Genomic DNA, 24,050 nt, shown 5'->3' on the forward strand with positions numbered 1-24,050 from the left:
CCCGTGGGGATCAGGCCGGGCTCGCGGTGTCCGCCGCGCCCCCGACGCGTCGTCAGTGCTCCCCGGCGGGGATGGTGCCGAGCCGTCCGGCCTGGAAGTCCTCGAAGGCCTGGGCGAGTTCGGCGTGGGTGTTCATCACGAACGGGCCGTAATGCATCATCGGCTCGCGGATCGGCAGCCCGCCCAGCAGCACCACCTCGAAGTTCGGGCTGCGCGACTCCTGGGACTCGTCCGCCCGGATCGTGAGCGAGTCGCCGTCGCCGAACACGACCGCCTGCCCCATGCGGAACGGGCGCCCCTCGGCACCGGCTGTGCCGCGTCCGGCCAGGGCATAGGCGAGGGCGTTGAAGTCCTTGCGCCACGGCACGGTCAGCTCGGCCCCCGGGTTCACCGTCACATGCATCATCGTGATCGGGGTGTGGGTGATGCCCGGGCCCTGGTGGCCGTCGAGCTCACCGGCGATCAGCCGCAGCAGCGCACCGCCGTCGGCGCTGGTCAGCAGCTTGACGTTGCCCCCGCCGATGTCCTGGTAGCGCGGGGCCATCATCTTGTCGCTCTTCGGGAGGTTCACCCACAGCTGGAGGCCGTGGAAGAGCCCGCCGGACAGCACGAGCGACTCCGGCGGCGCCTCGATGTGCAGCAGGCCCGAACCGGCCGTCATCCACTGGGTGTCGCCGTCGTTGATGACGCCGCCGCCCCCGTGCGAGTCACGGTGCACGAAGGTGCCGTCGATCAGGTACTCCACTCGGAGCGGTGGCCACGGCCAGCGCGGGACGGGTGTGCGCCGCGGCGGGCGCCGCCACACGCGGCAGGCTCAGCGGGTTCTCTACGGTCACAGCGGGCATCAAGGCCTCCTCGGTCGCACCCAACTTAGTTGAATGGTGAACAACCCGCAAGGGGCACGGCATTCCCGGCCGCATATCCGCAGGTCAGACGGGTAATCGAAAATCTGCCGCCGGGGGGATCGGGCACGGTCGACGGACAGCCGAAGGGGCCGACCCCCCTCCCGGGACCGGCCCCTCACACCGCAAAGACGGCCGGAACCCCTCCCGGGCCCGGCCGCGCGTCGACAATCCCTAGCCGTACATCCGCTAGCCGTACATCCGCTAGCCGTACATCCGCCGCATCGCGAAGTCGACCATCTGCTCCACGGCCTTCGCGTCGAAGACCATCCGGTGGTCGCCCTCCATGTCGAGGACGAAGCCGTAGCCGGTCGGCAGCAGATCGAGGACCTCGGCGCCGGTGATCACGAAGTACTTGGACTCCTTGCCCGCGTACCGCCGCAGCTCCTTGAGCGAGGTGAACATCGGGATCACCGGCTGCTGGGTGTTGTGCAGCGCCAGGAAGCCGGGGTTGTCACCGCGCGGGCAGTAGATCTTGGACGTGGAGAAGATGCCCTGGAAGTCCTCGGCCGACATCGAGCCGGTGGTGAAGGCGCGCACCGCGTCGGCCAGGGAAGGCGGGGACGGCTCGGGGTAGAGCGGCTGCTCGCCGTAGCCCCCGGGGGCCGGTTGCTGCGGCGGGGGCGGCGCACCGTACTGCTGCTGCCCGGCACCCGCGTTCTGGTCGTAGCCGTACATGCCGCCCAGCGTACTGAGTCGGCGGGCGGCGGGGGACGCTCGTCACAGATGGGCGGTAGGGGTTGATTCTTATTACCGGTGGGTAGCATCATTTAGCTACTAGCTGGTATTGCGTCTGAGGTCCCTCCCTTGGGGCCCTCTCCCGAACCCTTAACGGAGCCGTACCCATGGGCCACTACAAGTCGAATCTCCGCGACATCGAGTTCAACCTCTTCGAGGTCCTCGGCCGCGACAGCGTCTACGGCACCGGACCGTTCGCGGAGATGGATGTCGACACCGCCAAGAGCGTGCTGTCCGAGATCGCCCGGCTGTCCGAGAACGAGCTGGCGGAGTCCTTCGCCGACGCCGACCGCAACCCGCCGGTCTTCGACCCGGACACCAACACCGCGCCGGTCCCGGACACCTTCAAGAAGAGCTACCAGGCCTACATGGACGCCGAGTGGTGGCGGCTGGGCATCCCGGAGGAGCTGGGCGGCACCACCGCGCCGCGCTCCCTCCTGTGGGGTTTCGCCGAGACCATCCTGGGCGCCAACCCGGCCGTGTGGATGTACGCGTCCGGCCCCGCCTTCGCCGGCGTGCTCTTCGACGAGGGCACCGAGGAGCAGCACCGCATAGCCCAGCTCATGGTGGACAAGCAGTGGGGCTCCACCATGGTGCTCACCGAGCCGGACGCCGGTTCGGACGTCGGCGCCGGCCGCACCAAGGCCGTGCAGCAGGCGGACGGCTCCTGGCACATCGAGGGCGTCAAGCGCTTCATCACCTCCGGTGAGCACGACATGTCCGAGAACATCGTGCACTTCGTCCTCGCCCGCCCCGAGGGTGCCGGTCCGGGCACCAAGGGCCTGTCGCTGTTCATCGTGCCGAAGTTCGACTTCGACTGGGAGAGCGGCGAGCTGGGCGAGCGCAACGGCGCCTACGCCACCAACGTCGAGCACAAGATGGGCCTGAAGGCCTCCAACACCTGCGAGATGACCTTCGGCGCCAACCACCCGGCCAAGGGCTGGCTGCTCGGCGAGAAGCACGACGGCATCCGCCAGATGTTCAAGATCATCGAGTTCGCCCGGATGATGGTCGGCACGAAGGCCATCGCCACCCTCTCCACCGGCTACCTCAACGCGCTGGAGTACGCCAAGGAGCGCGTGCAGGGCCCGGACCTGGCGGCCTTCACCGACAAGACCGCGCCGCGCGTCACCATCACCCACCACCCCGACGTGCGCCGCTCCCTCATGACGCAGAAGGCGTACGCCGAGGGCATGCGCGCCCTGGTGCTCTACACCGCCACGGTCCAGGACGAGATCATCGTCAAGGAGGCCGCGGGCGAGGACGCGAGCGCCGAGACCCGCCTCAACGACCTGCTCCTGCCGATCGTCAAGGGCTACGGCTCGGAGAAGTCCTACGAGCAGCTGGCGCAGTCGCTGCAGACCTTCGGCGGCTCCGGCTACCTGCAGGAGTACCCGATCGAGCAGTACATCCGGGACGCCAAGATCGACACCCTCTACGAGGGCACCACCGCGATCCAGGGCCAGGACTTCTTCTTCCGGAAGATCGTCCGCGACCAGGGCCAGGCGCTCACCGCCCTGTCGGACGAGATCAAGCAGTTCCTCGCCGGCGACACCGGTGGCGAGGAGCTGGCCGAGGCCCGCGGCGAGCTGGCCAAGGCCGCCGCCGACCTGGAGGCGATCGTCGGCACCATGCTGACCGACCTCGCGGCGACCGAGAAGGACGTCAAGTCCATCTACAAGGTCGGGCTGAACACCACCCGCGTGCTCATGGCCTCCGGCGACGTCGTCATCGGCTACCTCCTGCTCAAGGGCGCGGCCGTGGCCGCCGGGAAGCTGGCCGGCGCCTCGGCGAAGGACAAGCCCTTCTACACCGGCAAGATCGCCGCCGCGAAGTTCTTCGCGCACCACGTCCTGCCGGGCGTCGGCCTCGAGCGCGGCCTGGCCGAGAGCGTCGACCAGTCGCTGATGGAGCTCGACGAGGCCGCGTTCTGAGCACGCCGCCCGCAGCCCGCTGCGGCGTCCTCACCGGTCCCTGACCGACCGCACCGACCGACGCGGCCCGTCTCTCTTCCCCCGGAGAGGCGGGCCGCGTCATCTGCGGCCGGCGCCGCCCGCGCCGGTGCGCCGCCCGTCCGCCCGTCCGCCCGGCGAGCGGGACGGACACCCCGACGAGCGGGACGGAAACACGGAATTGCCGCTTCCCTTACGGACTTCGCTCCGGCGCACCCGAATCGTGGCCGGAAGGCAACGGAGTCACGAGGCATGCGCACGAGGAATGCCGGGTCGGGATCCTTATGCTGAATCCATGACCAACTCCGCCCGCTTCGATCGCGGCCACACCGACGACCTCATGTCCTTCCTCGCCGCCAGCCCGTCCCCCTACCACGCGGTGGCGAATGCGGCGGAGCGGCTGGAGAAGGCCGGTTTCCACCAGGTCGCCGAGGTCGACGAGTGGGACGGCACGAGCGGCGGGAAGTATGTGCTGCGCGGCGGGGCGATCATCGCCTGGTACGTGCCCGAGGGCGCGAGCGCGTCGACGCCGTACCGAATTGTCGGGGCTCACACCGACTCTCCCAATCTGCGGGTGAAGCCGATTCCGGACACCGGCTCCCGCGGCTGGCGGCAGATCGCCGTCGAGATCTACGGCGGCACCCTGCTCAACACCTGGCTCGACCGCGATCTGGGGCTCAGCGGGCGGGTGACGCTGGCGGACGGCAGCCACCGGCTGGTGCACGTCGACCGGGCGCTGCTGCGCGTGCCGCAACTGGCCGTGCATCTGGACCGCTCGGTGAACTCCGACGGCCTCAAGCTCGACAAGCAGCGCCACATGACGCCGATCTGGGGCCTGGGGACGGTGGCCGAGGGCGATCTGATCGCCTTCGTCGCCGAGGAGACCGGCGTCCCGGCCGGCGACATCAAGGGCTGGGACCTGATGGTGCACAGCATCGAGGCCCCCGCCTATCTGGGCCGCGACCGGGAGCTGCTGGCCGGTCCGCGGATGGACAACCTGCTGTCCGTGCACGCCGGTACGGCCGCCCTGGCCGCCGCCGCGACCAGAGGCGGCGCGCTACCGGCCATCCCGGTGCTGGCCGCCTTCGACCACGAGGAGAACGGCAGCCAGTCCGACACCGGTGCCGACGGCCCGCTGCTCGGCACGGTGCTGGAGCGCTCGGTCTTCGCCCGCGGCGGCTCGTACGAGGACCGGGCCCGGGCCTTCGCCGGCACCCTGTGCCTGTCCTCCGACACCGGGCACGCCGTCCACCCCAACTACAGCGAGCGGCACGAGCCGGGGCACCACCCGATGCCCAACGGAGGGCCGATCCTCAAGGTCAACGTCAACCAGCGCTACGCGACGGACGGCAGCGGACGGGCCGTCTTCGCGGCGGCCTGCGAGCGGGCCGGGGTCCCGTGGCAGAGCTTCGTCTCCAACAACTCGATGCCGTGCGGGACCACCATCGGGCCGATCACCGCGGCCCGGCACGGCATCTCGACGGTCGACATCGGAGTGGCGATCCTTTCCATGCACTCGGCGCGTGAGCTGTGCGGTGCCGAAGACCCGTACCTGCTGGCGAACGCCCTGACGGCCTTCCTGGAGGGCTGAGTTGGACTTCTCCCTGCTCGGCCCCATCGCCGTGACGACCGGCTCCGCGGAGCTGTCGCTCGGGCCCGCCAAACGGCGCAGCGTGCTCGCACTGCTGCTGCTCCAGCCCAACACCACCGTTCCCCTGGAGCAGTTGATCGACTCCCTGTGGGAGGACGAGCCGCCGGAGCATGCCCGCACGGTCGTCCAGGGGCACGTCTCACGGCTGCGCGCCACGCTCGCCGAGGGCGGCGCGGAGGCGTACGGCGTCGAACTGACCACGCACGGCTCCGCCTATCTGCTGCGGCTGCCGGAGGAGCTGATCGACGCCCACCGGTTCGGTGAGCTGGTGACCCTGGCCCGGCCCGAGGCCGCGCCGGCCGACGCCGTCCCCCTGCTGCGCGAGGCGCTGGGGCTGTGGCGGGGCCCCGCGCTGACCGGCACGGTCACCAGCCCGCCGTTCGCGGCCGCCGCGCACGCGCTGGAGGAGCGCCGGCTGACGGCCGTGGAGGCGCTCGGGCGGGCGTACGGCGCGCTCGGCGAGCACGAGCAGGCGGCCGCGATCCTCTACTCCGCCGCCGTCAACCACCCGTTGCGCGAAGGCCTGATCGCCGGGCTGATGCGGGCGCTGTTCCGTACCGGGCGGCAGTCCGACGCGCTGGAGTGGTTCCACCGCACCCGGCGGCTGCTCAGCGAGGAGCTGGGCGTCGACCCCGGCGAGCGGCTGCGCGGCGCCTACGAGGAGATCCTGCGGGCGGAGGCGGTCGGCAAGGTGCGCAAGGCCGCGGCCCCGCCCTCGGGCGGAGCGGGCGCTTCCGCTGCCGGGCCCGCCGGTGGGCCTCGTGCCGCGACGGACGGCGGGGCGCGTCCCGCCGCGGCGGAGCCGCCGTCCGCGGCCGCCGGGGAGACCGGCGCACCGGCGCCCGGCGGTGCCCGGACCGGCGCCGCGAACGGGCCGGGTCAGCGGGCCGGTGCCGCGCCCCGGCTGCTGCCCCGTCCCCCCGCCCGCTTCCTGGGTCGGGAGCACCAACTCACGGCACTGACGCAGGTGTTGACCGACCGCACGACCGGCGAGAGCCCGCTCGCGGTGGTGGCGGGCCCGGCCGGCGTCGGCAAGACGGCCTGCGCCGTGCAGTGGGCGCATCTGCACGCCGGGTCCTTCCCCGACGGCCAGCTCTTCGCCGACCTGCGCGGCTTCGGCGAGGGCGACGAGGCGCCGCCGGCCGAGATCCTGCGCGACTTCCTGCTGGCGCTGGGCACCCCGCCGGAGCGGGTGCCCCGCTCCGCCGAGGCCGCCTCGGCGGAGTTCCGCTCGCTGGTCGCCGAGCGCCGGCTGCTGGTCGTCCTCGACAACGCGCGCAGCTCGGCGCAGGTACGCCCGCTGCTGCCCGGCGGCCCGCACTGCGCCACGGTCGTCACCAGCCGCAGCCGGCTCGACGGGCTGGTCGCCACCGACTGGGCCCGGCCGGTCGGCCTCCAGGCGCTCGGCCACGAGGAGGGCGCGGCGCTGCTCGGCGCGATGCTCGGCCCGGACCGGGTCGCCGAGGACCCGGCCGCCGCGCGCGAACTGGTCGACCTGTGCGACGGACTGCCGCTGGCGCTGCGGGCCGCGGCCGCCCAGCTGACCGCCCGGCCGCGCTGGCGGCTGGCCCGGCTGGCCGCCGCGCTGCACGACGAACGGCGGCGGCTGGCGCTGCTGTCGGCGGAAGACACCGGCGTCGCGGCGGCGCTGCGGATGTCCGTGGCCCGGCTGTCGGCGGACGACGCCCGGCTGCTCAGCGCGCTCGCGACGACCTCGGACGGACACCTCAACGCCTCGGCTGCCGCGGCGCTCGCCGGGTACGACCAGGAGCGCACCCAGGACGGCCTGGACCGGCTCGCGGAGATGCATCTGGTGGACGAGGAGGCCACCGACGTCTACACCATCAGCACGCTGACGCAGCTGTTCGCCCGGGACACCCGGGGGGAGAGCGGCGAGAGCGGGGAGGCGGGCCCGAGCGGTACGGGTGACGGGGGCGCCAAGAGCGGCTGAGCCGTGCCCGGGCCCGTCCCGCGCGCGGACGTTAGGCGCACGTTAGTGGCACGCCAGCGGCCGGCGGCACTCTGGTGCCCAGGCCGCGGGGGAGCACCCGGCCGGACACAGGGCGCACCGCGGACACGGTGCGGGCCACCGACCGGGGGAGACCGACATGGACAGCCGCACCCGATCCGGGACCGTCTCCTCCGGGACCGCCACCGGTGGCCCGGCCCGGGGGCCCACCGGCCGCAGCCGCGCGGTGCGCCGGGCCGAGGCCGGGCTGACCGCCGCCGCCGCGCTCGGCCTCACCGCCTGCGGCGGCCAGGACAACCCGCTCCAGACCAGCGCCGCCAAGCCGTTCCACCCGCGGCCGCAGGAGGCCGTCCCGGTGGCCCGGCAGGGCGGCGCCGCGGTGGCGGGCGGCCTGCAGACCGACAGCGGCCGGGAGGAGCGGACCGCTTCGGGGCAGGCCGGCGGCGCCCCGGCAGCGGGCGCGACCGTCCGCACACCCGACACCCGCGGCACCGGCCGCGGCGGCAACACCGGTGCCGGACACACCACCTGCGACGCCGCGAAGGTCCGCCTCGCGGCCACCGTGCTGACCCGGCCGGTCAACCATCTGCTGCTGACCGCCACCAACATCTCCGGCGCCCCCTGCGACCTCCACTTCTCCCCGGACCTGCGCTTCGACGACGCCCCGTCGCCGCTGCCCGCGCTGCCGGCCAGCAAGCCGCAGGCCGTGGTCACCCTCGCCCCCGGCGCGTCCGGCTACGCGGGCGTGCTGACCTCGTCCGCCGACGGTTCCGGCCGCCACGGCCGCATGCGGACCGCACTGTCCGTCAGCCTCCCCGGCCGCGACGGCAAGGGCAGCATCGGCGGCCCGGCGGCCGTGGAGCTGCCCGGCGGCGCGGCCTACGTCGACGACAGCGCCTGGGTGACGTACTGGCGCACGGACGTGAGCGAGGCGACGGCCTGGTGAGCCACCGTTGAGGAACCTCCTCCGGTGAGCCACCCCCCTGAACTCAGGGCGCCCGCATCCCCCAGCGGGCGCCCTGTGCCGCGTCCGGGGCCCTCCTGTCCCCTCCGTCTCCTCTCCCCGAGACCTCCGCACCGCCGCGACGCCCCATCTGACCTGCTATGGCGCCAGATCGCCCGGGCGGCCGGCGCACCTGCCCTGGCGCATCCGGCGGCTATCGATATCGTGGCCGTGCCATGACAGACGCGCCTCGCTGACACCGCGGCACTCCACGGGGGGACCCACCCATGACCGCACGCCGTTCCCGCCCTCGCTCCGCCGCGTATGCCGCGCTGGCGCTCGGACTGGCCGGCTCGCTCGCGCTGACCGGCTGCAACAGCCACTCGTCGAAGCGGTCGAAGACGTCGAAGAAGTCCTCCTCGTCGTCCTCGTCCTGGTCGTCCGCCAAGAGCAAGTCGTCGTCCAAGAGCAAGAAGCGCAGGATCATCGGCGGTGGCGCGGCCGGAGTGGGCGCGGGGACGGCGGCCTCGCACCGGGTGCCCGACTGCTACCCGAGCACCTACAAGGTGACGTTCTCCCAGCAGACCGGCCCCGGCAGCCATGTCACGGTGCAGTTCAAGAACACCACCGCCCGCGGCTGCAAGCTGTACAACGCCCCCCTGCTGCGCTTCGACCACGCCAAGTCCGCGCTGCCGCTGCTGCAGGGCACGCCCGGTCACCTCAGCGGCACCCGCCTGACGGTGCCCGCTCACGGCTACGCCTACGCGGTCATCCCCACCGACACCGCGGCCGCCAAGGGCACCGCCCGGAAGTCGGTGACCATCGACTTCATGGGTGTCTCGGCAAGCTCCGTCACCCACGGCCCGGTGACCGTCGACTTCGCCGAGAAGCGGCTGCACCTCTCCGTCGGCAGGACCAAGGTCACCAACTGGACGTCGAGCGTCCACGGCGCCGAGCTGGCGGCGGGCGTCGGGAAGTAGCCGCCCGCGACGGGCGGCGGCACCGCGGCCGGGCGGCCGTCCGGACCCGCGCCCGGCCCGGACGGCCCCGCGGCTACTCCGCGTCCAGCCCCGCGAGGACCAGCCCCAGCCGGGCCGCCCCGCCCTCGGAGACCTCCACCGGAACTCCCCAGTCCTGCTGGTGCACATGGCAGGCCGGGTACTCGATGTCCGGGGCGTCATCGCAGGACGCGGCCATCGCCGAGACGTGCAGCACCCCCTCGGTCACACCGTCCGCGAGCACCAGGTCCCGGGCGAGGTCGGTACCCGCGCCCGCACCCTCGGCGAGCAACTCCGGCGGGGTCGCGCTGACCAGCAGCCGCGTCGACGGGCCGTAGCGGGTGTCGAGCTTCTGGCCCGCGGGAGCCTGGAAGACCACCTCCAGCCGCAGCGCCCCCGGGGCGACCGGGGTCGCCGCGCGCCGGGTGTGGTGCGCCACCGCCTCGACCCGGACCGCCTCCTCGGGCAGCCGCAGCCGGGTCAGCCGGTGCCGGGCCGACTCCACGACCACGATGTCGTCGCCGGCCAGCACCGCGGCGGACGGCTCCCGCAGATCCGTCGCCAGCGTCGTCACCTCACCGCTCGCGGGGTCGTAGCGGCGCAGCGCGTGGTTGTAGGTGTCCGCGACGGCCACCGAGCCGTCGGGCAGCGCGGTCACGCCCAGCGGATGCTGCAACAGCGCCTGCCCCGCGGGGCCGTCGCGGTGCCCGAAGTCGAAGAGGCCGGTGCCGGCGGCGGTGCGGACGACATAGCCGTCGCCCGATTCGTCGGGCTCCACCCAGCGGACCGCGCTGGTCTCCGAGTCGGCGACCCACAGCCGCTCGCCGGACGCCGCGAGCCCGGACGGCTGGGCGAACCAGGCCTCCGCGGCCGGGCCGTCCACCAGTCCCTCGTTGGTCGTGCCGGCCGCGACCTCGACCGTGCCGGTGGCCGGGTCGTAGGTCCACAGCTGGTGCACCCCGGCCATCGCGATCCACAGCCGGTCCCGCCACCAGGCGAGGTCCCACGGCGAGGAGAGCGCCACCTCACGGGCCGGGCCCGAGGTCGGCGAGCCCTGCCACCACTGCGTGCCGGTGCCGGCCACCGTCTCCAGCGTGCCGCTCTCGGGGTCGAGGACGCGCAGGGCGTGGTTGACGGTGTCCGCCACGGCCACCCTGCCGTCGGGCAGCAGCGCCAGGCCCTGCGGCTCGTTGAAGGAGTCCGGGGTCAGCCCGCGCTCACCGGAGCCGATCCGGCGCAGCACCTGCTCGCCGTCGGCCGCCAGCTCCACCAGCTGATGGCGGGTGGTGTCCGACACCAGGAAGCCGCCGTGCGGCAGCCGGACCGCCTTGCCGGGGAAGCGCAGATCGGTGGCGACCGGCTCCGGCGGCACATAGGGGCCGTCGCCGCGGCGCAGCGTGCCCTTGGCCGTGTGCGCCGCCTCCAGCTCCTCGACCAGCTTCTCGATGGCGTGCGCATGGCCCTCGCCGGCGTGCTGGGCGACGACATAGCCCTCGGGGTCGATCACCACGAGCGTGGGCCAGGCCCGCACCGCGTACTGCTTCCAGGTGGCCAGCTCGGGGTCGTCGAGGACCGGGTGCTCCACCTCGTAGCGCTCGACGGCGTCCACGACCGCCTGGTGCTCGGCCTCGTGCACGAACTTCGGGGAGTGCACGCCGATGATCACGACCGTGTCGCGGTGCCGCTCCTCCAGCGCCCGCAGCTCGTCCAGGACATGCAGGCAGTTCACACAGCAAAAGGTCCAGAAGTCCAGGACGACGATGCGTCCGCGCAGGTCGGAGAGGGTCAGTTCCTTGTCGCCGGTGTTCAGCCAGCCGCCCTTGCCGATCAGCTCGGGGGCGCGGACGCGTGCACGTGAAGCCATGACGCCATTCAACGTCACTCCGGTGCGTGCGCATTCCGCAGGGCCCGCAGGGAACACGTCACCCATGCTGCAATCTCCCGGGGAGCCGGCCCCGCATTCGCGCAAGTACCTGGTCCGCGACCGCATCTTCGGCATCGGTGACGACTACTGGATCGAGGACGAGCACGGGCGGCACGCCTTCCTCGTCGACGGCAAGGCGCTACGGCTGCGGGAGACCTTCGAGCTGAAGGACCCCGAGCGGCGGGTGCTGATCACCATCCGCAAGAAGATGCTCAGCCTGCGCGACACGATGACCATCGAGCGGGACGACCAGCCGCTGGCCACGATCAAGCGCAAGCGGCTCTCGCTGCTGCGCAACCACTACCGCGTCGAGCTGGTGGACGGCACCGAACTCGACGTCAGCGGCAAGATCCTCGACCGGGAGTTCGCGGTCGAGTACGAGGGGGAGCTGCTCGCCGACATCTCACGGCGCTGGCTGACCGTGCGGGACACCTACGCGGTCAGCGTGGTGCGGGAGGACGCGGATCCGGCGCTGCTCATCGCCGTCGCGGTCTGTGTGATCCGGCTGGCGGAGCGGGAGCGCGGCGAGGACTGAGAAGCGGGCGTTCCGCCCCGCGTCGCACCCCTCTGCGGCCGGGGGACATCGGCCTACGATGGTCACCCGAAAGCACTGCCGGGGTGCTCGCGCGCAGCGTAACTTAACTGCACAGACCGCAGCCCGCGTACGAACCGTCCGAGGGGTCCCGTGACCGTCCATCCCAGCCTTCAGTCCTCCGTCGATGCCTGGTCCCACTCCATAGAAGCGATAACCGAGCTGGTGACTCCGCTCGTCGAAGGCGAGTGGAACCGGGCGACGGGCCTGCCAGGCTGGTCCGTGCGCGATGTCGTCTCCCATGTCATCGGCCTGGAATGCGAAATGCTGGGCGATCCGCGGCCGATCCACACGCTGCCGCGCGACCTCTACCACGTCCGCAGCGAGTCGGCGCGGCGCATGGAGGTGCAGGTCGACGTCCGCCGGCACCACACCGCGCCGGAGATGCTCAGCGAACTCGAGTACACCGTCATCCGCCGCTCCCGGCAGCTGCGCAACGAGTCCCGTCAGCCGGACGCCGTGGTGCGCAGCCCGCTCGGTGAGGAGCGCTCACTGGAGTTCGTCCTCCAGCAGCGGGCCTTCGACGTCTGGGTGCACGAGCAGGACCTGCGCCGGGCGCTCGGCAAGCCCGGCAACCTCGACTCCCCCGGCGCCCATGTGACGCGCGATCTGCTGGTGAAGGCCCTGCCCGGCATCGTCGCCAAGAGGGCCCAGGCACCCGCCGATTCCGCGGTGGTCTTCGATGTCAGCGGGGCGCTGGAGTTCCTGCGCACGGTCCGTCTCGACGCCGAGGGCAACGCCACGATCGACGGAAGTGTCTCGCTCGGCCCGACCGTCACGCTCGCCCTGGACTGGGACACCTTCCACCAGCTGGCCTGTGGCCGGGTCCGCGCGGCGGCCGTCGCCGAGCAGATCAAGATCGACGGTGACCGCGAGCTGGCCGACGCGGTCCTGCACCACTTCGCCGTCACGCCGTAGCGGCGGCCCGGCCGGCGTGGCACCGGCCGACACCCCTCCCCCCACCGGCCGGCCGGTGCACGGAAGGTGAGTCCCCGAGCGAGCTGTTTCACGTGAAACCGCGCTGTCCGTTTCACGTGAAACGGGCCCGCCCGACGGCCAGTTGACCGTCCGGCGTCACGCCGGGACGTGCACCGCCTCGACCCGGCTGACCACCAGCCGCTCGCGCTCGCGTCGTACCGCACGCCGGCGCAGCCGCAGCATCTGCGAGAGACCGAGCGCCTCCACGACGAAGAGCGAGGCGAAGGCGATCCGGTAGTTGTCGCCGGTGGCGTCCAGCAGGACCCCGATGGCGAACAGGGTCGTCATCGAGGCGGTGAAGCCGCCCATGTTGACGATGCCGGAGGCGGTGCCCAGGCGCTCGGGCGGATTGGCGGGCCGCGCGAAGTCGAAGCCGATCATCGAGGCGGGACCGCAGGCGCCCAGCACCGCGCACAGCGTGATCAGCAGCCCCATCGGCGCATGGTCGCCCGGCCAGCTCAGCACGATCACCCACATCAGGGCCGTGGCGAGGACCGTGCCCAGGGCCAGCGGCATCCGGGCCGCATGATGGCGGGCGATGACCTGGCCGTACACCAGGCCCACCGCCATGTTGGAGAGCACCACCAGGGTGAGCAGCTCGCCTGCGGTGCCACGGGAGAGCCCCTGGGCCTCGACGAGGAACGGCAGGCCCCAGAGCAGCAGGAACACCATCGCGGGGAACTGGGTGGTGAAGTGCACCCACATGCCCAGCCGGGTGCCGGGCTCACGCCAGGCCGCGGCGATCTGCCGGCGGACGAAGCCCGGGCCGACGTTCTCGGCGGCGGGCGGCGGCGGGGCGAAGCCCTCCGGGTGGTCCTTGAGGAACACCAGCAGCACGATCAGCACGACGATGCCGCCGGCGGCGCTGGCGACGAAGGTCGGCGTCCAGCCGAAGCTGTGCAGGAACCGGGCCAGGACGAGCGTCGAGACCAGGTTGCCCGCCATGCCCACCAGCGCGGCGATCTGCGCGATCATCGGGCCGCGACGGGCCGGGAACCACCGGGAGCCCAGCCGCAGCACGCTGATGAACGTCAGCGCGTCCCCGCAGCCGAGCAGCGCACGGGAGCCGAGCGCCATGGAGTACGAGGAGGAGAGCGCGAAGCCGAACTGGCCGACGGTGTAGAGCACCACGCCCATGGTCAGCACCTTCTTGGCGCCGAGGCGGTCCACCAGCAGCCCGACCGGAATCTGCATCCCCGCGTACACCAGCAGCTGGAGGATGGAGAAGGTGGACAGCGCCGAGGCGTTGATGTGGAAGCGCTCGGCGGCGTCCAGCCCGGCCACACCGAGGCTGGTGCGGTAGGTGATGGCGACGAAGTAGACCGCGACGCCGATGCCCCAGACGGCCATGGCCCGGGCACCGCCGGGCGGATCGGCGGGCAGCGCCCGGACGCTGCCGCCGCCTATGCCGGAACTCCCGGCCCCGTCGGCCGCCCCCGTACCGGCGCTCATCGCACATCCCCCTGCGCGAGGTGGCGGACCCAGCTGACGTGGCGCTGCACGACATCGGTCGCGGCGTCCGCGTCACCGGCCCGCAGCGCTTCCAGGATCTCCGCATGCTCGGAGATGTTCTTGGCGATCCGGTCCGGGTGGGCGTGCATCACCGCGACCCCCATCCGCAACTGCCGGTCACGCAGCTGCTCGTAGAGGCGGTCCAGGATCTGGTTGCCGGCGCTGCGCACGATGGCGGCGTGGAAGGCGCGGTCGGTGACGGAGACGGCGGCCAGATCGCCGGCGGCGGCCTGCTCCCGCATCGTCTCCAGCAGCTCGGTCAGCTCGCCGAGCAGCGCCTCGCTCGCGGGCACCGCCTTGGCGGCGGCGTGCTTCTCCACCAGCAGCCGGGTCTCGACGACATCGGCGATCTCCTGCGCGGAGACCGGCAGCACCAGCGCGCCCTTCTTCGGGTAGAGCTTGATCAGCCCCTCGACCTCCAGCCGCAGCAGCGCCTCCCGCACCGGGGTCCGCGAGACCCCGACGGCCTCGGCCAGCTCCCCCTCGGTGAGCAGCATCCCGCCCTCGTAGCGGCGGTCGAGAACGGCGTCCTTGACGTGCGCATAGACCCGCTCGGCGGCGGGCGGCTGTTTGGCGGCGGACTCCCGGACAGGGGCGGTGGGCGTGGCGGCGGAAGGCATGCACACATGATAGATACAACAGGTATACGTGCGAAACCCGGTCCGCGATGCGGACACGAACCACGCCCCAACGAGGTACATCTCACGGCGGACCGGGCCGGTGCGCCTCCGCCCTCCTCCGCGCTGAACGGGGGCGCCTGCCTTCCCTCCCAGGACCGCACCCGGGCCGGTGCGGATGTCCTGGTCAGCGCCCCGGCCGCGGCCCGCCGTCCGCGCGGCGACCGAGGTGCCCACCGTGAGCGGCGGACGGTAGACGCCATTCCGCTTTCTCCCGGCGGGCCCGGCCCCGCCGGACGGCAGACCACAGGCTGATGCCCTGTCCCCCTCAGGTCTGACACGAGTCCGTACCTGCCGCGTACGAAGGAGCGCGCATCTCATGGGTGAATAGAGACAGGGAGCCGGGGAGGCTCCGACAGCCAAGGGGAGTGGACCATGCAGCCCAGGACGAGCGCCGGCCGCCGTACGCGGAACACCGTCGTGGTGGCCCTGATCGTGGCCGGCCTGTGGGCCGGCGTCACCCTGACCCGCGGCGCCGCCCGCGCCGAGGAGTCAGGCACCAACGGCCCGGTGGGGCACTTCAGCCGCGCGGTCCAGCTCATCCACGGCTGACCACCGGCCCGTAGTGCTCGCTACACCGTCCGCGGCTCCCCGCGATAGGTCCCGAACGACCAGCGGTTGCCCTCGGGATCGCGGGCACCGAAGCCCCGTGAGCCGTAGTCGGTGACGGCCGGCTCATCGGTGATCTCCGCACCGGCCGCGGTGGCGCGGGCGTACAACTCGTCGGGCCGGTCGGTGACGACATAGGCCCCGAAGGTCCCCGGCCGCAGCGGCCAGTGGTCGTCCTGCTCGTCCCGGACGGAGCCGAGCATGATGCCACCGCCCTCCGGCCAGGAGAGCTGGGCGTGCTCGATGCGCCCGCCCTCGCCGGGGATGACCACGGTCTCCTCAAAGCCGAACGCGTCGACCAGGAACCGGATCAGCGCGCGGGCGTCGCGGGCCCGCAGCGTCGGCCATACCTGGGGTGCGGGGGTGGTGTCGGACATGGTCGCCGGACCTCCTGCCTCGGACGGGCGGCCATCGATGAGCCGCTGCCCTCAGCTTCCCCGCCGCACCCCCGGGCCGGGACCTTTCGGAATTCCTCGGCGAGCCTTCCGCGGACGCGCCTCCGCGGGGCCTGGACGGGGCCCGGACGGCGTTTCACGTGAAACACCGCATCGCACCGCCCGGCCCCGCGTCCCGGCTCATCCCCAGGTGATCAGCCGCTTCGGCCGTTCCAGCACCGCGGCGACATCGGCGAGCAGCTTGGAGCCCAGCTCACCGTCGATGAGGCGGTGGTCGAAGGACAGCGCGAGGGTGGTCACCTGACGCGCCTTCACCTTGCCCTTGTGGACCCACGGCTGGAGCTTGACCGCGCCGAAGGCCAGGATCGCCGACTCCCCCGGGTTGAGGATGGGCGTACCGGTGTCGACGCCGAAGACGCCGACGTTGGTGATGGTGACCGTGCCGCCGGACATCGCCGCCGGGGAGGTCTTGCCGTCGCGCGCGGTGGCGACCAGGTCACCCAGCTCCGCGGCCAGCTCGGGGAGCGTCTTGGATCCGGCGTCCTTGATGTTCGGGACGATCAGCCCGCGCGGAGTGGCCGCCGCGATCCCGAGATTGACGTCGTCCTTGTAGACGATCTCCTGGTTCACCTCGTCCCAGGCCGCGTTGACCTCCGGGTGGCGCCGCAGAGCGACCAGGAAGGCCTTGGCGACGAGCAGCAGGGGGTTGACCCGCAGCCCCGCCATGTCCGGGTCCTGCTTGAGTTCCTGGACGAGCTTCATCGTGCGGGTCACATCGACGGTGATGAACTCCGTGACGTGCGGCGCGGTGAAGGCACTGGCGACCATCGCCTGCGCGGTGGCCTTGCGGACGCCCTTGACCGGCACCCGCCGCTCGCCGCCGCCGGCCGGGACCGCCGCCGGAGCCACCGCCACCGGCGCGGGGGCGGCCGCCGCGGACGCCGCCGCTGCCGGCGCCGCGGCGGCGTGCACGTCCTCGCGGGTGATGATGCCGTCCGGCCCGGTCGGCGCGATCGTCGCCAGGTCGATGCCGAGGTCCTTGGCGAGCTTGCGCACCGGCGGCTTGGCCAGCGGACGGCCGGCGGTGGGCACCGCACCCGCGGCCGGGGCCGCGGGAGCGGGAGGTGCGGCAGGCACGGGCACCGGGGTGACCGCCGGGGCGGGCGCGGCCCGCCCGTTCAGCTCCGCCTGGAGCGCGGCGCCCGCGGCCTCCGGCTGGGCCGGCACCGCGGGCTGCTTGCGCGCCCGGCGCTTGGTCGAGGACGGCGCGGCGCCGTAGCCGACCAGCACCGCCTGACGGCCCTGCGGCTCGGCGTCCTCCTCGGCGGACGGCGCGGGCTGCTGCGGGGCGTCCGCCGCCGGGGCCGCGGCGGGCCCCGCTCCGGGGTCGGTGTCCACCGAGATGATGACGGTGCCGACATCGACGGTGACGCCCTCGCCGAAGTTCAGCTCGTGCACCACCCCGTCGTAGGGGATGGGCAGTTCGACGGCTGCCTTGGCGGTCTCGACCTCACAGACGACCTGGCCGTCGGCGACCGTGTCGCCCGGCTGGACGTACCACTTGAGGATCTCGGCCTCGGTGAGGCCCTCGCCCACGTCGGGCATCTTGAACTCGCGGAAGCGCTGAGCGCGGGCGGGACTTGCAGTCATGGTCACGAACTCTCCTCAAACCCTCAGTACGCCAACGCACGGTCAACGGCGTCGAGCACCCGGTCCAGCCCCGGAAGGTACTCGTCCTCCAGACGGGAGGGCGGATACGGGGAGTGGAAACCGCCGACCCGCAGGACCGGAGCCTCCAGGTGGTAGAAGCACCGCTCGGTGATCCGGGCGGCGATCTCCGCACCCGCGCCGAAGAAGACCGGGGCCTCGTGGACGACGACCAGCCGGCCGGTCTTCTCCACCGACGACTGCACGGTGTCGAAGTCGATCGGGGAGAGCGAGCGCAGGTCGACGACCTCGACCGACTTGCCCTCCTCCGCCGCGACCTTGGCGACGTCCAGGCAGACCTTCACCATCGGGCCGTAGGCGGCCAGCGTGAGGTCGCCGCCGCTCTGCGCGATCCGGGCCTTGTGCAGCGGGTCCGGGATCGACTCGGTGTCCAGCCGCGACTTGTCGTGGTAGCGGCGCTTGGGCTCGAAGTAGATGACCGGGTCGTCACCGGCGATGGCCTGCTGGAGCATCCAGTAGGCATCCGTGGAGTTCGAGGGAGTGACGATCTTGAGGCCCGCGACATGCGCGAACAGCGCCTCGGGGGACTCGGAGTGGTGCTCGACCGCGCCGATGCCGCCCGCGTAGGGGATGCGGATGACGACCGGCACCTTGACCTTGCCCAGCGCGCGGGCGTGCATCTTCGCGAGCTGGGTGACGATCTGGTCGTAGGCGGGGAAGACGAAGCCGTCGAACTGGATCTCCACGACCGGCCGGTAGCCGCGCAGGGCCATGCCGATCGCGGTGCCGACGATGCCGGACTCGGCGAGCGGGGTGTCGATCACCCGGTCGTCGCCGAAGTCCTTCTGCAGGCCGTCGGTGACGCGGAAGACGCCGCCGAGCTTGCCCACGTCCTCGCCCATGACGAGGACCTTGGGGTCGGCCTCCATGGAGGCCCGCAGCGACTCGTTGATCGCCTTGGCGATGGTGATCTTCTCGAAGACGGCCATGGTCAGTTCCCCTCCGCGGCGGCGTCGGCATCGACGAACGACGCCTGGTAGGCGGCGAACTGCGCGCGCTCCTCGTCGACGAGCGCGTGCCCGTCGGCATAGACATTCTCGAAGATGGCCATGTCGTCCGGGTCGGGCATGGCACGCACCGCGTCGCGCACCCGCTTGCCGAGGGCGTCGCTCTCCTCGTCGATCGAGGCGAGGTAGGCCGCGTCGACGATGCCCTCGGACTCCAGGTACGTCCGCAGCCGCAGGATCGGGTCCTTGGCCTCCCAGGCCGCCCGCTCCTCGTCCTCCCGGTACTTCGTCGGGTCGTCGGAGGTGGTGTGGGCACCCATGCGGTAGGTGAACGCCTCGATGAGCATCGGGCCTTGGCCGGTGCGGGCCCGCTCCAGCGCCGCCCGGGTCACCGCCAGACAGGCCAGCACGTCATTGCCGTCGACCCGCACACCGGGGAATCCGAAGCCGCGGGCGCGCTGGTAGAGCGGCACCCGGGTCTGCTTCTCGGTGGGCTCGGAAATCGCCCACTGGTTGTTCTGGCAGAAGAACACGACCGGGGCGTTGTAGACCGCGGAGAAGGTGAAGGATTCGGCGACATCTCCCTGGCTGGAGGCACCGTCACCGAAATACGCGATGACCGCGGAATCCGCGCCGTCCTTCTGCACCCCCATCGCATAGCCGGTCGCGTGCAGCGTCTGCGAACCGATGACGATGGTGTAGAGGTGGAAGTTGTTGGTGTTGGGATCCCAGCCGCCGTGATTGACGCCGCGGAACATGCCCAGCAGATTCGTCGGGTCGACGCCGCGGCACCATGCCACGCCGTGCTCGCGGTAGGTCGGGAAGACGTAGTCGTCGTCGCGCAGCGCGCGGCCGGAGCCGATCTGGGCGGCCTCCTGGCCCAGCAGCGAGGCCCACAGGCCCAGCTCGCCCTGGCGCTGGAGGGTGGTCGCCTCGGCGTCGAACTTCCGCGTCAGCACCATGTCGCGGTAGAGACCGCGCAGCTCGTCGGGGGACAGGTCGATCGAGTAATCGGGGTGCTCGACCCGCTCCCCTTCGGGGGTCAGCAGTTGTACGAGCTGATCCTGCTCCGCCTGCTCGGTCCGGCCGGAATTCCGGGCCCGGTCCGGGGACGCCTTCTTGGCCGGCGTCGCCTTTTTGGCGGCGGTGCGCTTGCTGCTGCCGCGGGTGTTTTTCCGCTGCGCAGTGCCTTCCACGGTCACGTGCTGCTCCTCCGTCTGTCCGGCCCCCGGGGTCCGCCGGTGGCCGTATTGCGGCTCACCCGGTATCCGATACGGCGCACGGGGTGTGTGCGATCGCGGCCCGGCTCCGGGTGGAACAAAGCTCCCGGACAGTGGCCTGCTCATTGCACGTTACCCATTGTCAAAGCCGAAGTGGAAACGGCGCTGACCTGCGATTTTGCTTGGATTTCCAAGTAAATCGCTAAGGCTTGGAACAACTCCTGGTCACAGCGTTGCAGGCCGCCGGGACAACGGCACGTTATATCGGTGACCTGGAGCACGGGAAGACTTGATGTGTGAGACTGGGGTGGTGCGCGAAGACGGAAAAATCACGGTATTCCTGCTCGATGACCACGAAGTTGTCCGGCGCGGCGTCCACGAAATGCTCTCGGTCGAGGACGACATCGAGGTGGTGGGCGAGGCGGGTACGGCGGCAGATGCCCTGGTCAGGATCCCGGCGACCCGCCCGGACGTGGCGGTGCTCGACGTCCGGCTGCCCGACGGGAGCGGTGTCGAGGTCTGTCGCGAGATCCGTTCACAGGATGAGGACATCAAATGCCTGATGCTCACCTCGTTCGCGGATGACGAGGCCCTTTTCGATGCGATTATGGCCGGTGCGTCAGGATATGTCCTCAAGGCCATTCGGGGCAACGAACTCCTCTCCGCGGTGCGCGACGTGGCGGCCGGCAAGTCCCTGCTCGACCCCGTGGCCACCGCCCGGGTGCTGGAGCGGCTGCGCGACGGCAGCACCACCAAGGGCGACGACCGGCTGGCGAGCCTCACCGACCAGGAGCGCCGGATCCTCGATCTGATCGGCGAGGGGCTGACCAATCGCGTGATCGGCGAGCGGCTGCATCTCGCCGAGAAAACGATCAAGAATTACGTCTCCTCCCTGCTGTCCAAGCTCGGCATGGAACGGCGCTCCCAGGCCGCCGCGTATGTCGCGCGCATGCAGGCGGAGCGGCACTGACGCCGCCCAACGCCGACAACGGACGCCTCGCCCGGCTCATGGCGATTCAGGACCATCGGCCCCGCAGCACGGGGCTGCTGGCCCCTACGTGCCGGTCACTCCGGCCGGGCAAGGTGGTCCCATGCCCACCGACAACCACCGTGCCATCGAGCTGCTGAGCCGCACGCCGTACGGGCGCGTCTCCGCCAGTCGGCGGGCACTGCCCTTCACCACCGTCGCCCGGCACCTCGTCCTCGACGGACGGCTGGTGCTGCGGCTGCACCAGGGCTACGACTACCACCAGGCCCTGGACGGCAGCGTGGTCTCCTACGAGGCCGACAACGTCAACAGCGGTGAGGACGAGACCTGGTCGGTGCAGTTCACCGGCACCGCCCGGGTCATCGAGCCCACCCCCGTCGAGCGGGAGCTCTTCGGCCGCCCGCCCCTGCTGGCCGACGGTGCCCCCTTCGCCCCGGTCTTCCTGCGCATCGAGCCGGAGTTCGTGACCCTGCACTGCCTCAGCGATGTGCCGGCCCTGCGGGGCGTGCACTCTGTGTGAGGCTTTCCGGCGCGCCCGCTCCGACGGATGCCGTTGATCTAACATCTGGTGGGTGCTGCGCTCATCTGTAGTCCGGACGGCGGCGACGCCCGACAAAGACACCCTCGGAGTCCTGCTCCGCCACTACACCGGCGCCGGCGCGCCGCTGTCCTGTGAGCCCGTCGCCGAGGGCCTGCTCAACCACGGCTACTTCCTCGCCACCACCCGCGGCCGCTACTTCCTCAAGCACCACCTCGACGGCGACCGCGCCGCCCTCACCCGCCAGCACCGCGCCACCCGCCGGCTCGCCGCGCTAGGCCTGCCGGTCGCACCGCCTCTCGCCGACGCCGACGGCCGCACCGTCACCGTCCTCGACGGCCGCTGCTACGCCCTGCACCCCTGGGTCGTGGGCCGGCACCTCGACGGCGCGGCGCTGACCCGCGGCCAGTCCCGGCGGCTGGGCGCGCTGCTCGGGCTGGTCCACACCGCCCTGGAGCAGGTGATGGCCGACGAGCCGCCTCCGCCGCGGCCACCCGGCGCGGACGCCGGCGCCGACCCGGAGCGGACCGTCGAGACCATCGAGGAGCTGCTGGCGCTGGCCCGCGGCGCCCGCCCGCGCACCAGCTTCGACGAGCTCGCCGAGCACCGCCTGCTGGAGCGCCGGGCCCTGCTGGCCGAGCAGGCCCACCACCGCCCGCCGCCCGGCGCCGAGCCCCCGGCGGGCTGGGTGCACGGCGACTTCCACCCGCTGAACGTCCTCTACCGCGGCACGGAACCGACCGCGATCGTCGACTGGGACCGGCTGGGCGTCCAGCCGCGCGCCGAGGAGGCGGTCCGGGCCGCCGCGATCTTCTTCGTGCGGCCCTGCGGGACCCTGGACCTGGCCAAGGTCGCGGCGTACGCGGGCGCCTACCGCAGCGCCTGCGGGGCCGGCGCCGAGGAACTGGCCGCGGCCGTCCACCGGGTGTGGTGGGAGCGGCTGAACGACTTCTGGATGCTGACCTGGCGCTACCAGCTCGGCGACCGCCGCACCGATCCCCAGTTCCCGGCGGCGGCCGCGCTGGCCGTGTGGTGGACCCGCGAATACCGGGCCGTACAAAACGCCTTCACCCGCTGAACCGCGAGCGGGGCGCCGGTCAGCCGGTCGGGCCGAGCGTCGAGCCGGTGTCCGTGCCGGTGCCGGTGGTGGTCCCGCTGTCCGTGCCGGTGGACGTGCCGCCGTCGCTGGTGCCGCCGTCCGCGGTGCCCCCGTTGGCGGTGCCACCGTCCGCGGTGCCACCGTCCGACGTCCCGCCGGTGGATCCGGTGGACGGCGGGGGCGTCGAGGGCTCCGGCGTCGAGGGCTCGGGGGTGGACGGCTCGGGCGACTTGGGCGTGCTGGGCTGCTCCGGCGGCGGATTGCTGTACGTGCCGCCGTCGCCGCCCGTGGTGCCCGGGTCGGTCTCCGGCGTGCTCGGCTCCTCCGTCTGCGGCTCGTCCGTCTTGTCGTCCTTGGACGGCGACGGGGAGTGCGTGGCGGGGGTCTCCTTCTTCTGGTCCTGGCCACCGGTGTTCTGTAGCGCGAAGGCCACACCCACCGCGATGGCGATCACCGCGAGCGCCGCGATCAGCCAGATCTTGCCGCGGCCGCCCCGGGCGGGCCGGGGCCCGCCGTCGAAGCCGCCGTCGTCGTCGCGCATGCCGGGGGTGAAGATCGGCTGCGCCGTGGTCTGGCCGGTGTCGGGGTGCGGCAGCGCCGTGGTGGCCGCGGCGCCCATGGCCCCGGTGTGACCGCCCTCGTGCAGGGCGACCGGGCCGGTGTTCCAGGTGCCGGTGTGACCGCCCTGCTCGTGCAGCATCTGCAGCGAGTACTGGACCAGGCCGCGCATCTCCTCGGCGGACTGGAACCGGTCGTCCGGGTCCTTGGCCAGCGACCGCATGACCAGGCCGTCCAGCTCCGGCGGCACCGCGTCGGCGACCTCGGACGGCGCCACCGGCATGTCCTGGACGTGCTGGTAGACGACCGACAACGGTGTCTCGCCGGTGAACGGCGGCCGCAGCGTCAGGAGCTCGTAGAGCAGGCAGCCGGTGGCGTAGAGGTCGGAGCGGGTGTCGACGGTCTTGCCGAGCGCCTGCTCCGGGGAGAGGTACTGGGGCGTTCCCATGACCATGCCGGTCTGGGTCATGGTCGACTGGGCGCCGTGCAGGGCACGGGCGATGCCGAAGTCCATGACCTTGACGGCGCCGCTGTTCGTGATGATCACGTTCGCGGGCTTGATGTCACGGTGCACGATGCCGTGCTGGTGGCTGTAGGCCAGCGCCTCCAGCACCCCGGAGACGATGATCAGCGCCTGGTCCGCCGGCGGGGCGTCCGCGTTGAGCAGCAGGTCGCGGATGGTGTGGCCCTCGACCAGCTCCATCACGATGTACGGCACGGTGTTGCCGCCGACCAGGTCCTCACCCGAGTCGTAGACCGCCACGACCGCGTGGTGGTTCAGCCCGGCCACGGACTGCGCCTCACGCGTGAAGCGGGCCTTGGAGACCGGGTCCTCGGCCAGGTCGGCGCGCAGCAGCTTCACGGCGACGGTGCGGCCGAGACGGACGTCCTCGGCGGCGAACACCTCCGCCATACCGCCGCGGCCCAGCCGTCGCGTGAGCCGGTAGCGGCCGTCGCCGACCAGCCCGCCGTTGCCCCACATCTCCGGTGCGTCGGGGATATTGGAGCCGGTGGCGTCAGGATCGGACGGGCCCTGGGGGCTCTGCGTCGGTGCCATCGGTCCTCGCCGTCGAATCAATCCGCATGAGAGCGGTAAGGTCATCGGTCTTCGCTAGAGCACGCTACAGGTTCC

Annotated in this window: 20 protein-coding genes and 1 pseudogene; 11 read left to right on the plus strand and 10 right to left on the minus strand. The window is 72.1% G+C overall.

Going from position 1 to position 24,050, the window contains the following annotated elements:
* Positions 1 to 52: 52 nt before the first annotated feature.
* Together IEY78_RS06755 and IEY78_RS06760 are read right to left on the minus strand one after the other, a co-directional pair.
* Positions 53 to 845, minus strand: a pseudogene (locus IEY78_RS06755) (pirin family protein).
* 261 nt (positions 846 to 1,106) lie between these two features.
* Complete coding sequence (locus IEY78_RS06760; RefSeq protein ID WP_189096659.1) at positions 1,107 to 1,580, minus strand: SseB family protein; 474 nt, start codon at positions 1,578 to 1,580, stop codon at positions 1,107 to 1,109.
* A gap of 167 nt (positions 1,581 to 1,747) precedes the next feature.
* Here IEY78_RS06760 and IEY78_RS06765 point away from each other — a divergent pair, with 167 nt between their 5' ends.
* The 5 genes from IEY78_RS06765 to IEY78_RS06785 all read left to right on the plus strand — a co-directional run bounded on the left by IEY78_RS06765 (position 1,748) and on the right by IEY78_RS06785 (position 9,135).
* Positions 1,748 to 3,574, plus strand: a complete 1,827-nt coding sequence (locus IEY78_RS06765) for an acyl-CoA dehydrogenase (protein WP_189096660.1) — start codon at positions 1,748 to 1,750, stop codon at positions 3,572 to 3,574.
* A 313-nt stretch (positions 3,575 to 3,887) separates the two neighbouring features.
* Complete coding sequence (locus IEY78_RS06770) at positions 3,888 to 5,183, plus strand: M18 family aminopeptidase (RefSeq protein WP_189096661.1); 1,296 nt, start codon at positions 3,888 to 3,890, stop codon at positions 5,181 to 5,183.
* A 1-nt stretch (position 5,184) separates the two neighbouring features.
* Complete coding sequence (locus IEY78_RS06775; protein ID WP_189096662.1) at positions 5,185 to 7,194, plus strand: AfsR/SARP family transcriptional regulator; 2,010 nt, start codon at positions 5,185 to 5,187, stop codon at positions 7,192 to 7,194.
* A gap of 157 nt (positions 7,195 to 7,351) precedes the next feature.
* A complete protein-coding gene (locus tag IEY78_RS06780) occupies positions 7,352 to 8,158 on the plus strand; it encodes a DUF4232 domain-containing protein (RefSeq protein WP_189096663.1) in 807 nt (268 codons plus the stop codon).
* Between the two features lie 284 nt (positions 8,159 to 8,442).
* Positions 8,443 to 9,135: a DUF4232 domain-containing protein gene (locus IEY78_RS06785; protein WP_189096664.1), complete on the plus strand. Its 693-nt coding sequence runs from the start codon at positions 8,443 to 8,445 to the stop codon at positions 9,133 to 9,135.
* Between the two features lie 73 nt (positions 9,136 to 9,208).
* Here IEY78_RS06785 and IEY78_RS06790 read toward each other — a convergent pair whose 3' ends face one another.
* The gene (locus tag IEY78_RS06790; protein WP_189096665.1) at positions 9,209 to 11,017 is read right to left on the minus strand and encodes an NHL domain-containing thioredoxin family protein; all 1,809 of its coding nucleotides are present in this window, start codon (positions 11,015 to 11,017) and stop codon (positions 9,209 to 9,211) included.
* A gap of 64 nt (positions 11,018 to 11,081) precedes the next feature.
* On the opposite strand from IEY78_RS06790, the gene IEY78_RS06795 reads away from it, so the two are divergent.
* Positions 11,082 to 11,612, plus strand: coding sequence for an LURP-one-related/scramblase family protein (locus IEY78_RS06795; protein ID WP_189096666.1), 531 nt, complete (start codon positions 11,082 to 11,084; stop codon positions 11,610 to 11,612).
* 150 nt (positions 11,613 to 11,762) lie between these two features.
* Positions 11,763 to 12,587, plus strand: a complete 825-nt coding sequence (locus IEY78_RS06800; protein WP_189096667.1) for a maleylpyruvate isomerase family mycothiol-dependent enzyme — start codon at positions 11,763 to 11,765, stop codon at positions 12,585 to 12,587.
* 156 nt (positions 12,588 to 12,743) lie between these two features.
* On the opposite strand, the gene IEY78_RS06805 is transcribed toward IEY78_RS06800, so the two are convergent.
* Together IEY78_RS06805 and IEY78_RS06810 are read right to left on the minus strand one after the other, a co-directional pair.
* On the minus strand, positions 12,744 to 13,997 hold the full coding sequence (locus IEY78_RS06805) for an MFS transporter (protein ID WP_189096872.1): 1,254 nt from the start codon (positions 13,995 to 13,997) through the stop codon (positions 12,744 to 12,746).
* 98 nt (positions 13,998 to 14,095) lie between these two features.
* On the minus strand, positions 14,096 to 14,779 hold the full coding sequence (locus IEY78_RS06810) for a GntR family transcriptional regulator (RefSeq protein WP_189096668.1): 684 nt from the start codon (positions 14,777 to 14,779) through the stop codon (positions 14,096 to 14,098).
* A 432-nt stretch (positions 14,780 to 15,211) separates the two neighbouring features.
* Here IEY78_RS06810 and IEY78_RS06815 point away from each other — a divergent pair, with 432 nt between their 5' ends.
* The gene (locus IEY78_RS06815; RefSeq protein ID WP_189096669.1) at positions 15,212 to 15,388 is read left to right on the plus strand and encodes a hypothetical protein; all 177 of its coding nucleotides are present in this window, start codon (positions 15,212 to 15,214) and stop codon (positions 15,386 to 15,388) included.
* 20 nt (positions 15,389 to 15,408) lie between these two features.
* Here IEY78_RS06815 and IEY78_RS06820 read toward each other — a convergent pair whose 3' ends face one another.
* The 4 genes from IEY78_RS06820 to pdhA form a co-directional block, all read right to left on the minus strand.
* Complete coding sequence (locus IEY78_RS06820; RefSeq protein ID WP_189096670.1) at positions 15,409 to 15,822, minus strand: VOC family protein; 414 nt, start codon at positions 15,820 to 15,822, stop codon at positions 15,409 to 15,411.
* A 198-nt stretch (positions 15,823 to 16,020) separates the two neighbouring features.
* Positions 16,021 to 17,490 (minus strand): dihydrolipoamide acetyltransferase family protein, encoded by a 1,470-nt coding sequence (locus IEY78_RS06825; RefSeq protein WP_189096671.1) that lies wholly within the window; start codon positions 17,488 to 17,490, stop codon positions 16,021 to 16,023.
* Positions 17,491 to 17,513: 23 nt separating this feature from the next.
* Positions 17,514 to 18,497 (minus strand): alpha-ketoacid dehydrogenase subunit beta, encoded by a 984-nt coding sequence (locus IEY78_RS06830; protein WP_189096672.1) that lies wholly within the window; start codon positions 18,495 to 18,497, stop codon positions 17,514 to 17,516.
* 2 nt (positions 18,498 to 18,499) lie between these two features.
* A complete protein-coding gene (gene pdhA, locus IEY78_RS06835) occupies positions 18,500 to 19,717 on the minus strand; it encodes a pyruvate dehydrogenase (acetyl-transferring) E1 component subunit alpha (RefSeq protein WP_189096673.1) in 1,218 nt (405 codons plus the stop codon).
* 328 nt (positions 19,718 to 20,045) lie between these two features.
* On the opposite strand from pdhA, the gene IEY78_RS06840 reads away from it, so the two are divergent.
* The 3 genes from IEY78_RS06840 (at position 20,046) to IEY78_RS06850 (ending at position 22,339) form a co-directional block, all read left to right on the plus strand.
* Positions 20,046 to 20,705, plus strand: coding sequence for a response regulator (locus IEY78_RS06840; RefSeq protein ID WP_308426863.1), 660 nt, complete (start codon positions 20,046 to 20,048; stop codon positions 20,703 to 20,705).
* A 121-nt stretch (positions 20,706 to 20,826) separates the two neighbouring features.
* Entirely contained in the window at positions 20,827 to 21,243 is a 417-nt protein-coding gene (locus IEY78_RS06845) for a pyridoxamine 5'-phosphate oxidase family protein (protein ID WP_189096675.1), read from the plus strand.
* Between the two features lie 52 nt (positions 21,244 to 21,295).
* The gene (locus IEY78_RS06850) at positions 21,296 to 22,339 is read left to right on the plus strand and encodes a phosphotransferase (RefSeq protein WP_189096676.1); all 1,044 of its coding nucleotides are present in this window, start codon (positions 21,296 to 21,298) and stop codon (positions 22,337 to 22,339) included.
* Between the two features lie 19 nt (positions 22,340 to 22,358).
* Here IEY78_RS06850 and IEY78_RS06855 read toward each other — a convergent pair whose 3' ends face one another.
* Entirely contained in the window at positions 22,359 to 23,975 is a 1,617-nt protein-coding gene (locus tag IEY78_RS06855; RefSeq protein ID WP_189096677.1) for a protein kinase domain-containing protein, read from the minus strand.
* Between the last annotated feature and the right edge of the window lie 75 nt (positions 23,976 to 24,050).

It is taken from the genome of Streptomyces kronopolitis (assembly GCF_014646275.1).
Lineage (GTDB): Bacteria > Actinomycetota > Actinomycetes > Streptomycetales > Streptomycetaceae > Streptomyces > Streptomyces kronopolitis.

What these genes read in the sequence shown, in the direction of transcription:
- IEY78_RS06815 (WP_189096669.1), top strand. Translation starts at nt 15,212, where the DNA reads ATGCAGCCCAGGACGAGCGCCGGCCGCCGTACGCGGAACACCGTCGTG.
- IEY78_RS06770 (WP_189096661.1), top strand. Translation starts at nt 3,888, where the DNA reads ATGACCAACTCCGCCCGCTTCGATCGCGGCCACACCGACGACCTCATG.
- IEY78_RS06820 (WP_189096670.1), bottom strand. Translation starts at nt 15,822, where the DNA reads ATGTCCGACACCACCCCCGCACCCCAGGTATGGCCGACGCTGCGGGCC.
- IEY78_RS06810 (WP_189096668.1), bottom strand. Translation starts at nt 14,779, where the DNA reads ATGCCTTCCGCCGCCACGCCCACCGCCCCTGTCCGGGAGTCCGCCGCC.
- IEY78_RS06855 (WP_189096677.1), bottom strand. Translation starts at nt 23,975, where the DNA reads ATGGCACCGACGCAGAGCCCCCAGGGCCCGTCCGATCCTGACGCCACC.
- IEY78_RS06790 (WP_189096665.1), bottom strand. Translation starts at nt 11,017, where the DNA reads ATGGCTTCACGTGCACGCGTCCGCGCCCCCGAGCTGATCGGCAAGGGC.
- IEY78_RS06825 (WP_189096671.1), bottom strand. Translation starts at nt 17,490, where the DNA reads ATGACTGCAAGTCCCGCCCGCGCTCAGCGCTTCCGCGAGTTCAAGATG.
- IEY78_RS06765 (WP_189096660.1), top strand. Translation starts at nt 1,748, where the DNA reads ATGGGCCACTACAAGTCGAATCTCCGCGACATCGAGTTCAACCTCTTC.
- IEY78_RS06830 (WP_189096672.1), bottom strand. Translation starts at nt 18,497, where the DNA reads ATGGCCGTCTTCGAGAAGATCACCATCGCCAAGGCGATCAACGAGTCG.
- IEY78_RS06780 (WP_189096663.1), top strand. Translation starts at nt 7,352, where the DNA reads ATGGACAGCCGCACCCGATCCGGGACCGTCTCCTCCGGGACCGCCACC.
- IEY78_RS06795 (WP_189096666.1), top strand. Translation starts at nt 11,082, where the DNA reads ATGCTGCAATCTCCCGGGGAGCCGGCCCCGCATTCGCGCAAGTACCTG.
- IEY78_RS06760 (WP_189096659.1), bottom strand. Translation starts at nt 1,580, where the DNA reads ATGTACGGCTACGACCAGAACGCGGGTGCCGGGCAGCAGCAGTACGGT.
- IEY78_RS06785 (WP_189096664.1), top strand. Translation starts at nt 8,443, where the DNA reads ATGACCGCACGCCGTTCCCGCCCTCGCTCCGCCGCGTATGCCGCGCTG.
- IEY78_RS06845 (WP_189096675.1), top strand. Translation starts at nt 20,827, where the DNA reads ATGCCCACCGACAACCACCGTGCCATCGAGCTGCTGAGCCGCACGCCG.
- IEY78_RS06805 (WP_189096872.1), bottom strand. Translation starts at nt 13,997, where the DNA reads ATGGCCGTCTGGGGCATCGGCGTCGCGGTCTACTTCGTCGCCATCACC.